This window comes from Flavobacterium sp. W21_SRS_FM6 (genome assembly GCF_052119645.1).
In the GTDB taxonomy this organism is placed as follows: Bacteria; Pseudomonadota; Gammaproteobacteria; order Enterobacterales; family Alteromonadaceae; genus Paraglaciecola.
The window spans coordinates 480,887-494,419 of record NZ_JBGQOM010000001.1; the positions used below are offsets into that span (position 1 = coordinate 480,887).

11 protein-coding genes are annotated in these 13,533 nt (G+C 38.3%); 7 read left to right on the plus strand and 4 right to left on the minus strand.

Going from position 1 to position 13,533, the window contains the following annotated elements; translation table 11 throughout:
- Positions 1-87 precede the first annotated feature (87 nt).
- The 3 genes from ACEN2L_RS02165 to ACEN2L_RS02175 all read left to right on the plus strand — a co-directional run bounded on the left by ACEN2L_RS02165 (position 88) and on the right by ACEN2L_RS02175 (position 3,491).
- Positions 88-378 (plus strand): co-chaperone GroES, encoded by a 291-nt coding sequence (locus tag ACEN2L_RS02165; RefSeq protein ID WP_306022387.1) that lies wholly within the window; start codon positions 88-90, stop codon positions 376-378.
- Between the two features lie 43 nt (positions 379-421).
- A complete protein-coding gene (gene groL / locus ACEN2L_RS02170; protein WP_306022388.1) occupies positions 422-2,068 on the plus strand; it encodes a chaperonin GroEL in 1,647 nt (548 codons plus the stop codon).
- A 214-nt stretch (positions 2,069-2,282) separates the two neighbouring features.
- On the plus strand, positions 2,283-3,491 hold the full coding sequence (locus ACEN2L_RS02175) for a tyrosine-type recombinase/integrase (RefSeq protein WP_441741531.1): 1,209 nt from the start codon (positions 2,283-2,285) through the stop codon (positions 3,489-3,491).
- 92 nt (positions 3,492-3,583) lie between these two features.
- On the opposite strand, the gene ACEN2L_RS02180 is transcribed toward ACEN2L_RS02175, so the two are convergent.
- The 4 genes from ACEN2L_RS02180 to ACEN2L_RS02195 all read right to left on the minus strand — a co-directional run bounded on the left by ACEN2L_RS02180 (position 3,584) and on the right by ACEN2L_RS02195 (position 7,079).
- Positions 3,584-4,609: a hypothetical protein gene (locus ACEN2L_RS02180; RefSeq protein ID WP_441741532.1), complete on the minus strand. Its 1,026-nt coding sequence runs from the start codon at positions 4,607-4,609 to the stop codon at positions 3,584-3,586.
- Positions 4,610-4,806: 197 nt separating this feature from the next.
- The gene (locus tag ACEN2L_RS02185; protein ID WP_441741533.1) at positions 4,807-5,205 is read right to left on the minus strand and encodes a hypothetical protein; all 399 of its coding nucleotides are present in this window, start codon (positions 5,203-5,205) and stop codon (positions 4,807-4,809) included.
- A 189-nt stretch (positions 5,206-5,394) separates the two neighbouring features.
- Positions 5,395-6,888, minus strand: coding sequence for a hypothetical protein (locus ACEN2L_RS02190; RefSeq protein WP_441741534.1), 1,494 nt, complete (start codon positions 6,886-6,888; stop codon positions 5,395-5,397).
- 2 nt (positions 6,889-6,890) lie between these two features.
- Entirely contained in the window at positions 6,891-7,079 is a 189-nt protein-coding gene (locus tag ACEN2L_RS02195) for a helix-turn-helix transcriptional regulator (RefSeq protein ID WP_441741535.1), read from the minus strand.
- A 693-nt stretch (positions 7,080-7,772) separates the two neighbouring features.
- Here ACEN2L_RS02195 and mads1 point away from each other — a divergent pair.
- Genes mads1 through ACEN2L_RS02215 form a run of 4 tightly spaced genes read left to right on the plus strand, consistent with a single transcriptional unit; the run spans position 7,773 to position 13,533 of the window.
- Positions 7,773-7,964: a methylation-associated defense system helix-turn-helix domain-containing protein MAD1 gene (gene mads1, locus ACEN2L_RS02200; protein WP_441741536.1), complete on the plus strand. Its 192-nt coding sequence runs from the start codon at positions 7,773-7,775 to the stop codon at positions 7,962-7,964.
- Positions 7,957-11,052, plus strand: a complete 3,096-nt coding sequence (locus ACEN2L_RS02205; RefSeq protein ID WP_441741537.1) for a type I restriction endonuclease subunit R — start codon at positions 7,957-7,959, stop codon at positions 11,050-11,052. The genes mads1 and ACEN2L_RS02205 overlap by 8 nt, the downstream gene beginning before the upstream one ends.
- Entirely contained in the window at positions 11,045-12,352 is a 1,308-nt protein-coding gene (locus ACEN2L_RS02210) for a restriction endonuclease subunit S (RefSeq protein ID WP_441741538.1), read from the plus strand. The genes ACEN2L_RS02205 and ACEN2L_RS02210 overlap by 8 nt, the downstream gene beginning before the upstream one ends.
- Entirely contained in the window at positions 12,349-13,533 is a 1,185-nt protein-coding gene (locus ACEN2L_RS02215; RefSeq protein WP_441741539.1) for an AAA family ATPase, read from the plus strand. Before ACEN2L_RS02210 ends, ACEN2L_RS02215 begins: the two co-directional genes overlap by 4 nt.

The following is a 13,533-nucleotide window of genomic DNA, read 5'->3' on the forward strand; positions in this document are numbered from 1 at the left end:
CAATTGAAGTTTCAGTTGTTCATCCCAACTCTCGAGTTTTCGAGGTAAAAATTAACTTAATCATTGGAATTTTCAGGAGATTTGAAAATGGCAATTCGTCCCTTAAACGATCGCGTGATCGTTAAACGTCAGGAACAAGAAAGCAAATCAGCTGGCGGCATCGTGCTTACCGGTTCTGCTGCTGAAAAATCAACTCGCGGAAAAGTAATCGCGGTAGGTAATGGCCGTACTTTAGACAACGGTAGCGTGAAAGCGATAGACGTTAAAGTCGGTGACATCGTTATTTTTAATGACGGTTACGGTGTGAAAACTGAAAAAATGGATGGCGAAGAAGTCCTTATCCTTGGCGAGAATGACATTCTTGCTGTCGTTGAATAATCAGTAACTAACCCGTTAAACAGAATTCAGAGGAAATTTAAACATGGCAGCTAAAGAAGTTCGTTTTTCACAAGATGCTCGCAATAAAATGCTTGCTGGCGTTAATATCTTAGCCAATGCAGTAAAAGTAACCCTTGGCCCTAAAGGTCGTCATGTCGTATTAGACAAGTCATTCGGTGCACCAACCATCACTAAAGACGGTGTATCTGTAGCCAAAGAAATCGAACTTGCAGACAAGTTTGAAAATATGGGCGCACAGATGGTTAAAGAAGTGGCGTCTAAAGCAAATGATGAAGCCGGTGACGGAACCACTACTGCGACTGTTCTTGCCCAAGCTATCGTAACTGAAGGTTTAAAATCTGTTGCTGCAGGTATGAACCCAATGGATCTTAAACGTGGTATCGACAAAGCCGTTATCGCTGCTGTTGAACAGCTCAAGTTATTGTCTGTACCTTGCGCCGACAGCAAAGCTATTGCTCAAGTAGGTACTATCTCAGCTAACTCAGATTCAGAAGTGGGCGAGCTTATCGCCAAAGCGATGGATAAAGTAGGCAAAGAAGGCGTTATCACTGTTGAAGAAGGCCAGAGCCTACAAAACGAATTAGACGTTGTTGAAGGTATGCAATTCGACCGTGGCTATTTGTCTCCTTATTTCATGAACAATCAAGAAAACGGCACAGTAGAACTTGATTCTCCCTATATCCTATTGGTTGATAAGAAAATCTCTAACATTCGCGAAATGTTACCTACTTTAGAAGCGGTTGCTAAAGCATCTAAGCCTTTATTAATTATTGCTGAAGATGTTGAAGGCGAAGCACTTGCTACCCTAGTGGTAAACAACATGCGCGGTATTGTTAAAGTAGCTGCAGTAAAAGCTCCTGGTTTTGGTGACCGTCGTAAAGCCATGTTGCAAGACATCGCGACATTAACTGGCGGTACGGTTATTTCTGAAGAAATCGGCTTAGAGCTTGAAAAAGTGACTTTGGAAGATTTAGGTACCGCTAAACGTATCGTTATCACTAAAGACAATACCACTATCGTTGATGGTGCCGGTGAAGAAGAAGCGATTAAAGGTCGTGTTGCTCAAATCCGCGCACAAATCGAAGAATCAACGTCTGACTACGACAAAGAAAAACTACAAGAACGTTTAGCTAAATTAGCTGGCGGTGTTGCAGTAATTAAAGTTGGCGCAGCCACTGAAGTTGAAATGAAAGAGAAAAAGGCCCGCGTTGAAGATGCACTGCACGCAACTCGTGCAGCGGTAGAAGAAGGCGTAGTGGCCGGCGGTGGTGTAGCCCTAGTACGTGCAGCAGCTAAAATTGCTGACCTCAAAGGCGACAACGATGACCAAACACTAGGTATTAAATTAGCACTACGTGCAATGGAAGCGCCTTTGCGTCAAATCGCGACTAACGCAGGTGCTGAAGCCTCTGTTGTGACTAACGCCGTTAAGACCGGTACTGGTAACTTCGGATATAACGCTGGTAACGATACATACGGCGATATGATTGAGATGGGTATCCTTGACCCAACTAAGGTAACTCGCTCTGCATTACAATTCGCGGCTTCTATTGCCAGCTTGATGATTACTACCGAGTGTATGATCACCGACGCGCCAAAAGAAGAAGGCCCTGCAATGCCTGATATGGGCGGCATGGGTGGAATGGGCGGCATGGGCGGCATGATGTAAACTGCCCTTAATACCTTTCATAGTTTTTCATTAAGTTTCATAAGCCCCGTTTATATTGATATTCGGGGCTTTTTTCTTATTTTGCTGATTGCAACTAATTTCATCTTCTTGCATTAAATTTCAAAACAATGAGGGTATAAGTGGGGGTACCACTCTATTATTGGTATTAAAAATTCGGTATATTCCTAAAAATACCCCACTATGGTACCCCTACATGTCAATTACGAATCAACAAATCAAAGCCCTAGTTTGTCCGACAGATCGCAAACAAGTCAAAAAGTCGATTGGCGATGGTCTATTTATATTAGTAAAGACGAACGGCTCCAAATTGTGGCGTTTTCGATACAAGTATGCCTCAAAGCATCAAGAAATGGCGATTGGAAAATACCCTACTGTGTCGTTAAGTAAAGCCAAAGAAATGGTGCAAGATGCCAGAGCACTTTTGCGAGAGGGTATTAACCCAATGGAAAAACGAAAAGAACGCAAACGCATGGTTGTTGAGATCGAAATGTTCTTTGAGCCAATTGCTATGGAATGGTGGCGACTGGTTTACAATTCAAAAGAATGGTCTGAAGATCACGCGGACAAAGTAAAGCGATGGATTTCGAAAGATACCAAGATAATTAATAAACTTCATATTAAAAAAATCAATGGTACACATATCAACGATATCATGAATAAAATCAAAGAATCAGGATTCGTTAGAAAAGCACCAGACGTTTTGTCGATGATTAATCGGGTCTTCAAATATGCGAAAGTAAAAGGGTATACTGAAAATAATCCAGCGGAAAACTTTCCATTGACCGATCTAATTGGTGCGCTACCAAGGGTGCAGCACTATTCAGCAATTACATCTAAAGGTGATCTTGCGCAGCTAATTTACGATGTCGATAATAATAATAAAGGGAATTACTGTTCAATTGAAGCACTTAAATTAGCCCCGCGACTTTTATTAAGGCCTGGAGAGGTTCGTTTACTAAAGTGGGAATACGTTGATTTAAATGATCATTTAATAAGAATACCTGCCGAGAAAATAAAGAATAGAGCAAACGATCACCTTGTTCCTTTGTCTAAACAAATGTTATATCAATTTGAAGAAATTAAGAAATATACTGGCTATTCTTCGTTTGTTTTCCCTAATCAAAACGATACTCGAAAAACGCTCAGCAAGAATGTTCTTGCAAACCGTCTTAGGGCGTTAGGATATGATGCAGAGATAATGAGTGCTCATGGATTTAGAACTACTGCATCAACCAATTTATATGAAATGGGGTATGCCGAAGACGTAGTAGAGACACAGCTCGCTCATCTTTTAGGTAACACAACACGTCAATCATACAACCGCGCTAAATATCTGCCGCAGCGGCGTGAGATGATGCAACATTGGTCAGATTTGTTGGATGAGCTAAAGGATAATCTTTGATTTGACTAGTGCGTAGGTTTTTATTTATTGATTGCCAGCCCTCTAAACACTCTAAATGCTCTATTTTTAAAGTCTTAGAGTCTTTGGAGAATTTAGAGTGTTTGAGTCTGTTTCTTGTGTTTCTCTGCTTTGATGACATTCCTGTTCAAAAACTGAGAAGCCTTCAATGAAATCTTTTTAATAGCTACCATACTTTGATTTTTAATAGCTTTTTGTAGTTCCAGCTTCAAGGACAGTAGCTGTTTAATATTTTTTGAAAGCGAATTCAAATGCTGTTGAAGTCTATTTACATCAACCGCGAGATTTTCTGCTATTTCTCGTTTTTTTGAAATTTCTGCGTTTAAAGTTTCATTAGTCTTGCCGATGTCTACGGATTTCTTTTCTAAAGCAGTGAGCTTCTGTTTTACAAAGTGCTCTTTTGACAAATGCTCTTTATTAGTAATGTTTTTAGATTGGCCGCGAGTGAAATTAAGATCTTGAAATGCTTCCGCTGCTAGATCTTGCATTTTTTCAAAATTTGGATTGAGCTGATTTGTCCTGCCATCTTTGTTTTTTCCCTTTTTTATGAGCTTTCTAAGCGGAGCAATCTTGTTGCTAAAATCGTAATTAAAGAATTGAACATGTGCGTGAATGTTACGTTTGAACGTCCCTGTTTCATCGTTTACATGACCTTCGTCAAGGTGAAAGTCAATCGCAATAGGCTCAAAGCCAAAGCGTTTTTTAATCGCTTGAGCATATTTTTTGAGTCGATTCAGCACTAAAACTTTCGCCTTCTTATGCCCATATTTCTTTTCAAGTTCGTAATATTGTGACTCACTGAAAATAACGATATGTTCAAATAAACAGTTAAAGTCTGATCGTGGCTTTTTGCCCGTTACCTTTTGATACTGACAATACATTAAGTTTAGCGCTTCGATAGGGGTTGCCGCGCCTTTTGCATATACCCCGACATTTGACGACGTGTGCTCTACTCTTACATTTGGTGATTTTGTAAATCCAACTCTCAAATGGTGAGCGTGGTCGAGCACGGCAACGGCAGGTTCATACTTATAATAACGACTTTTAACGGCAACAAAATTTTTTGAATTAGGAATCATTTTGCTATTCCAATCTTTCATCGCGTTTAAGACTTGAACAGTCGACTATAAGCCCGTGGATTTCTCGACCCTCATTGCATACGAGCATTTGCGTATCAAAGTCACCTGTATCTTGATTGAGTACTTGAAACACTGTTGAAAATTCACAGTAGTGGCACATAGTCGTTTCTTGTTGTCGAATACTCAACTGCTCATTTTCCGTGAGGAAGTGTAAATTACTAATTGCTGCCATTATTGTTTACCTCCCAGTATATGTCTTGAAGCGATCGTATCAAACGTTCAAACTCAGCAGTGCTATCAAACATTGGCGCTAAAAGAATCTCCTGGTCAGGCCATGAAAACCAAAGCGCATTTGAATATATTTGTTCTTTTGTAATGTTAGGAAAGCTACTGACTTCAGCAACCAAGTTTGATAGATGCTCAATCTGAACATGACTGTGGAAGTCTTGTTCATTGCCCCAAGGATAGTCCTGTCTATTATTCTCTATCCATTTTTCGTAACTGGCATGGCATTTTGAATACGTTGATTTAAGTATTCCCAAAGCTATGCTTTTCGACGCTTCTACGTTAGTAGCTTTCGCTTTAGTAGAAAGGTCATTCAATGATATTGCATTCATAGATTCCATCCTTTGTTTTTTATTAAATCCATTGTTTCTATTAAAAACTTATCATAATTTACGAAATACCCAACAAGTCTTCAGTGTTTTTTCTTTGCGAAGCAAACCCACCGCTCGCGACCTATATTAATAGGTTTTAGTGGGCTAAAGCCTATCTCATTTGGTGCTTTTATATTGGTTCTATGCAACTCAAGTGCTCTGCTTTTTTGCGGTATTCAGTTTTTTGGCAGATATGCAGCTTTTGTGCAAATACTGATTATTACCAACCTTTATTAACACACCCAAATCTGCAAATTTTTGAAGCGTATTAGACAGGAAGTCTTTTTGGTTATTTTCTAGTTTTCGTATTGGCGCACTACATTTGAAAATGTTGTTTCGAATTACACCAAAGGAACCAGAACCGTGACGCTCTGAATACTCTCGTACTTTTAGTTCAACTAGCTTTTGGCTTTCCTCTATGCTTGTTTTACTTTGCGTCGAGAGATGTGTCTCGCATTCATGTAGACTGTTTAAGAATTGTTTAAAAGCATAAATGACCATGGACTGATCAATTTCTTTGCTCTCTAGTGCAAGCAATGTTGCTACTACACGAATCTGTTCGTAACCCCTTGCGAATATTGCGCCATACATACCATGGTTTCGATTTTCGTCGCACTCCAAGTATTCTTTAATTGTATGAAGCGTCGTTCTTGCCGCCAAACTTTCGGTTGGCAAGTTTTCTGTAGAAATAGCCTTTAGCCTTTCAGAAATATCTTTTGAAGGTCGTACCACCTTGTCATGTCCTCGAAGTGGAGCACGTTTAGATGGTCCTCTGACAAATATTATTCTGCCAAGTAGGCCTGTTTCGATTTCTTTTTTGGAGAACAAAAAAGCAACATTTTGTGGAACTGAATAGCTGATAAGATTAACAAATGGGTCGTATATACATTCATTAGTAAGCTCCAAAAGGTTCTTCAGTTTCTCTTTGTCTTCGGGTTGAAAAGCGGTGTTAGATTTCTTTTTATCTGCTTTTTCAAGTCTTGCAATTAGTTGTTCCTGCACTTCTCTTTTGAGATTTCCGGAAAGTCGATACTGTTTTGCTGTTTTGAGTTGAAGCAAGAGGTCTGCCATATTCTTTTCGAATGTCGAAGCTCGTGAGGATAGAGCTGTTCTAAAAAGAACATGACCTTCATCTAGGACGTAGATAGAGCAACCCTCAGAATAAAGTAAATCAAACATAATTGTTTTGTCAGACCTAGGTGTGTCGTGCAGCTTGCTGTCAAGCCCTAGGTCCATCAACGCTTGCTTTAAATAGTTTTGATGTGCTTCTTTTCCGCTAGCAGTCAATGCAGTTGAGATGACATATAGGTTTAGCTTATACGGCGGGTTTTCAATTTGCCTTGCGACAGAGGATAAGATCATCATTGCCGCCGCAGGACGAAGGTTTGGTAACGCTCTATACTCCAGTGTTGCTAAATCTTCACAAATGTCACCGGCCAAACCTGGAGGATGACTGAGGTCGACTTTATTCAAAAGCTTTTTAAGGCCAGTTGGCATAAGCTGAAAGTCTATTTCGTTCGATGTCTCGGTCATTTCAGTTTCTGATCCGCTATTTTTGTCATCAGGTTTTGAGTTTTTTGTTGACGTCGTACTTTCATCAGAACTCTCGCTACTGAAGAATCGTGACCAAAATCGATTAAACATATCTATACCTCTCTCTGGCTTTCGAGCCAGTGAGCTATTTCCTCACGTCGCCATCTCAAAGCATTTCCACCAAGCTTGTATGGTCGAGGAAACTTCGAATCTTTGCGTTTTCGCCAAAGTGATGTCTCGCTGATATTGAGAAAATCTTGCACTTCCGTGGCAGTTAGTAAACGATCATTATCTAGTTTCATATTTAACTCCTTTATGTTTTGAAACTCAGGATAGATAATTGACGATTTGACAGGAAAGGTAACGCTAGGATAAGAAATAGGGTGCAATGCATTGAAATATATGAAGATATTTTTACAGGCTAGGATGAAGAATATGATTTTTTCAGCAGAAAGCCTTATCATTTTGATAGAGAATAGTAGGCTGTTTGGTGGGGTTTTGGGCGAGCATTAATCGACTAAATCAGCAAAAGTGATGACCATTGTGATAAAAAAGCAAAATGATAATCCACAATAATAAAGTATATCTTTCAAAGACCACAACCCTCATATTCCTTGTTTAATCCCTAGTTTTCTCATAATCCACATATAATACAGTGGGAGGCTCACTATGTCTGGCGACACAATCAGCAAAAGTGATGATCATTGTGATAAAAAATCAAAATGATAATCCACAATAATAAAGTATATCTTTCAAAGACCTCACTCCTCATATTTATTGTTTAACCCCTAATTTTCTCATAATCTACATCTAATACACCAAGAGGCTCACTATATCTGGCGAGACAATCAGCAAAAGTGATGATCATTGTGATAAAAAATCAAAATGATAATCCACAATAATAAAGTATATCTTTTAAAGGCTTCAATCCTCATATTTCTTGTTTATCACCTAATTTTCTCATAACCTACAACTAAGGCAACAGGAGGCTCATTATGTCTGACGAGATACTTACTCTCAAAGAGTTAGCTACATACCTCAAGCTAACTGAAAAAACAGCCTATAGATTGGCCGCTGAAGGCAAATTTCCGGGCTTTAAAGTAGGCGGATCTTGGCGTTTCAAAAGCGAAGATATTAATGCATGGATAGAAAAACAAAAAGTAACTAAGGACGATATCAATGACTAAAGAACAACAAATCGAAGACGCCCTAATAGCCAAGCTTCAAGACCTCAAATATACCTACCGTCAAGACATTCGCGATAAGGTTGCACTTGAAGAAAACTTCCGCAAAAAATTTGAAGCACTAAATTATGTAAAACTCACTGACGCTGAATTTGCACGTCTGCGTGATGAAATAGTGACAGCCGATGTGTTCACCGCCGCCCAAACGTTGCGCGAGCAAGGCTATTTTCAGCGCGAAGATGGAACTCCGTTACATTACACATTAGTTAACATCAAAGATTGGTGTAAAAATGAATTTGAAGTCATTAATCAGTTACGCATAAACACTGACAACAGTCACCATCGATACGACGTTATTTTGCTTATTAACGGTGTTCCGGTCGTACAAATTGAGTTAAAAAATCATCAAATTGTTACGCGCCGTGCTATGGAGCAGATAGTTAAATACAAAAGTGATATCGGTAACGGTTATAGCAATACGCTCATGTGTTTCATGCAATTATTTATTGTTAGCAATGAACACCGTACTTATTATTTTGCGAATAACAGAAATGAGCATTTTAGTTTTAATGCCGATGAGCGCTTTTTACCAATCTACGAAATGGCTAAAGAAGACAATGAAAAAATTGGCGATTTACATAAATTTGCCAACGCCTTTTTAGCTAAATGTACATTAGGTCAAATGATTAGTCGCTACATGGTACTAGTGCAATCAGAGCAGAAACTGCTAATGATGCGCCCTTATCAAATATATGCAGTGCAGGCCATTGTAGATTGTATTCATCAAAACCGAGGTAACGGCTACATTTGGCATACAACTGGTTCAGGTAAAACGCTCACATCCTTTAAGGCATCAACGCTTTTAAAAGACAATCCAGATATTGAGAAGTGCCTGTTCGTGGTTGATCGTAAAGACCTCGACCGTCAAACCAGAGAAGAATTTAACAAATTTCAAGAAGGTTGCGTTGAAGAGAATACCAATACAGAAACACTTGTGCGACGCATGCTTTCTGAAGACTATGCCGACAAAGTTATAGTCACCACTATTCAAAAACTCGGCCTCGCACTAGACGAAAACAGCAAGCGTAACCAAAGTAAAACTAAAGAAGGCAAACAAACGTTTAAGGAGCGTCTCGAACCACTTCGAGATAAACGCATTGCCTTTATTTTTGACGAGTGCCACCGTTCACAGTTTGGTGACAACCATAAAGCTATCAAAAGCTTTTTCCCAGAAGCTCAGTTGTTTGGCTTCACTGGTACACCGATATTCAGTGAGAACTCAAATTATATCCAAGTAGATGGGAAGCAAGCATCTTATGTAACCACTGAGGCCATTTTTGAAAAAGAGCTACATTCTTATACGATTACTCACGCCATAGAAGATAAAAACGTCTTAAGTTTTCATATTGATTACTTTGGGAAAAATGATAAAAAAACAAACAATGAAAATGGTAAGAAGAAGAAACCTAAAAAAGTCACGCCACCTCCAGAAGCTGTAGTCAAAGAAATTATTGCCAAACACGATGCTGCTACTAGTGACCGTCGCTTTAACGCTGTATTGGCCACCGCATCGATTAATAATGCTATTGAGTATGTTGAGCAATTTAAGCTGTTACAAGCGCAAAAAAAAGCAGAAGATGAAAATTACAAACCTCTTAATATTGCTTGTGTTTTCTCACCCCCAGCACTTCCGCCAAAAGAAAAAGATGACAAATCGTCTTATAATAGCGATGCCAAAGGTGCAGATGTCAAAACGGTAGAAAAAAATGTTAAAGACATCAAACAACTGCAAGACGACTTGCCACAAGAGAAAGCTGACAACCTAGTTGAGCCAGAAAAGAAAAAAGCTGCATTGAAAGCTATATTAGCTGACTACAATAATCATTATGGTACAAATCACACCATCAATGAGTTTGACCTATATTACCAAGACGTACAGCAACGTATTAAAGACCAAAAATACAGTAATACCGATTACCCTCATAAAAATAAAATCGACATTGTGATTGTGGTCGATATGCTACTTACAGGCTTTGATTCAAAATATCTCAATACCCTCTATGTGGATAAAAATCTTAAATACCACGGCTTAATTCAAGCATTCTCTCGTACTAATCGAGTATTAAACGACAGCAAACCATGGGGAAATATCTTAGACTTCCGCGGTCAAGAAGACGAGGTCGACAAAGCTATTTCACGTTTCTCAGGCCATATTCCTGAAAATGAAGATAGAGAAATTTGGCTAGTCGATCCAGCGCCTGTTGTAGTTGAAAAGTATAAAGCAGCAGTTGAGAAGTTAAATACCTTTATGAAAGGTAAAGGCTTAGGGTGTGCGCCATCTGATGTGGTCAACTTAAAAGGCGATGCCGCCAAGGTTGATTTTATCAACCACTTTAAAGAGGTACAAAAACTCAAGACTCAAATTGATCAATATACGGAACTTACTAAAGAGCAACACCAAGTAATTGAACAAGCTTTGCCAGTAGATATTTTGTGTGGTTTTAAAGGGCAATACTTAGAAATCGCTCAAGAGCTTAAACGTAAACAAGATCAAAATAATGAGGATACACCTGATGATGTTCAGCAATTAGACTTTGAGTTTGTACTCTTTGCTTCAGCAGTGATTGATTATGATTATATTGTTGGATTAATTGCTAACTCTACCCAAGCTCCAAGTAAACAAAAAATGACCCGTAAAGAGCTGATTGATATGATCAGCGCCAACGCAAACTTAATGGAAGAGCGTGACGATATTATTGACTATATCAATAGCCTAAGTACTGACGTAGCGCTGAATGAGAAACAAATTCGCGAAGGTTACCAACAATTTAAAGCAAATAAGTCTGCTAATGAGTTAAAAAATATTGCTATAAAGCACGGATTGGAGGAACAAAGCCTCCAAACTTTCGTTGAAAGCATAATGCACCGCATGATTTTTGATGGTGACCACTTAACAGACTTACTTGAACCACTAAATTTAAGTTGGCGAGAGCGTGGAACAGCAGAACGGGCATTAATGGAAGATCTCATTCCACACTTACATAAATTAGCCCAAGGGCGCGAAATTTCGGGGCTTGCAGCATATGAGTAATCAAAAAGTAACGATTCCTCCTCCAGAACTGAGATTTAAAAAGGATGATGGTTCGCAGTTTCCTGATTGGGAAATAGTTCCGCTGAAATCTATTGCCAGAAGACAAACGACAAAAAATACTGATGAAAAAATTGTTCGTGTTTTAACCAATTCAGCTGTCGATGGAATTTTAGATCAAAAGGACTATTTTAAAAAAGACATTGCTGTTAAAGGTAATTTACAAGGGTATTACATAGTTGAGGAAAATGATTATGTTTATAATCCTCGTATATCAACCGCAGCTCCAGTAGGGCCAATCTCAACAAATAAAATTGGAAAAGGAGTTATGTCTCCTCTCTACACTGTTTTCAGCTTTAATGATAAAAATAGTGATTTTTACGAACAATATTTTAAATCATCCAAATGGCATCATTACTTGCGAGCAATCTCCAATACAGGTGCTCGCCATGACAGGATGAGTATTTCGGCTAGTGAGTTTATGGCTATGCCCGTTCCAAAACCTGATGGAAAGGAACAGAAAAAAATAGCTGACTTTCTATTGTCTATCGACCAGTTGATCGTAACGCAAACTAAAAAACTTGAAGAATATAATAATCACAAAAAAGGCTTAATGGAGCAGCTTTTTCCAGCAGAAAATGAACTTGTACCTGAATATCGTTTCCCGGAATTTCTAAATGACGGCGACTGGGATGAGAAAACGTTAGAGGATGTAGCTACATATACAAAAGGTTTTGCATTCAAATCTCAAAACTATACAGACAAAGGAATTCGAATCATTCGTGTATCTGACTTAGGCACCGATTATATTAAGTCAGCTAATAAAAAAATATTTGCCCCTATTAAAGTTGCTGACCAATATAAAAGGTATAGATTACGACAAGGAGAAATTATTATAACAACTGTGGGTTCTAGGCCTGATTTACTTGATTCAGCAGTCGGACGAGGTGTGTATATATCTTCAGATAATCAAGGTCTTTTAAATCAGAATCTCCTTAAGCTAGAGATGAAGGAAAACGTTAATGGTAGGTTTTTGTTTTCAAATATAAATACAACACAATACCAAAAATTTATTGCTTCTATTTCTCGTGGCAACGCTAATCAAGCTAATATAGCTGTGAAAGAACTTCTAAAATTTAGAATAAAAATACCTAAACTTAAAGAACAAGAAAGAATTGCAGATTGTCTGTCTTCCATTGTTTATCTTGTAAGTTACCAAACAAAAAAAGTAGAGGCTTTAAAAGCCTATAAAATAGGCATAGTACAGCAGCTTTTTCCATCTATAGATGGGGTGAAATTATGAATGAATTGAATTTTTCTTCCCTTGATGCAGTCTCTACTCAATTACGAGATGTTTTGGACAATGGAATTCAACGTGGAAACAAGACGTTAACTATTAATCAAGTTCTATTATTTGCTTATAATGGCACAGGTAAAACTCGTTTATCAATGGCGTTTAAAGATATTGGTAAACAAGACGACAACCGCGATACTCTTTATTTTAATGCGTTTACTGAAGATCTTTTCCGTTGGGATAACGATTTAGAAAATGACGAACAACGAGTATTGAAACTTAATCAAGACTCTCGATTTTTTAACGGCCTACAAGAACTAGAAATGGAAAATCGTATTCGGCCGCTTCTACGTCGCTATGCAGATTTCGATTTTATTATTGATTATCAAAATTCAGTTGTGAGTTTTACACGGGAAATAACTGGTGAAGCAGGTGCAGAAATTGTCGAGCATATTAAAGTCTCTCGTGGTGAAGAGAATATTTTTATCTGGTGTTTTTTCTTAGCTGTTGCTCAATTAGCTGTTGACCAACAAGAAGCCTATGATTGGGTCAAATACCTTTACATTGATGATCCGATATCATCATTGGATGACAACAACGCAATAGCAGTAGCCTGTCATCTAGCTCAATTACTTAAAAATGCGAATGGCACAATTAAAACAGTCATATCTTCTCATCACACTTTGTTTTTCAATGTTATGTGGAATGAGCTTAATGAAAAGAAAAAACTCCAACCTTATTTTTTAAGCTTTGACAAAGCTACTCAGGCTTATAAATTACGTTATACCAATTCAACCCCATTTTTTCATCATGTAGCTTTATTAGAGCAGTTATATCAAGCATCTGAATCCGGTGGTTTATTTACCTACCACTTCAACATTCTGAGAAGCATTCTTGAAAAAACGGCGACTTTCCATGGTTTTAAAAACTTTTCAGCCTGTATAGAACAAGGGGATGATGATCCCGATGGTGTTTTACATGCGCGAATAATCAATATTTTGAGTCATGGTAACTATTCCCTATTTGAACCTATGGAAATGACAGATGAAAATAAAGGCCATTTTCGACGTATTTTAAATAATTTTTTAAACAACTACCGATTTAATCCAGAGCTGTTTCCAGAGGCTGAAGCGCAAGAAGAACCATTAGCCCATCAAGAGCAGACAGAACAGCTAGCAGAGACTAACTAA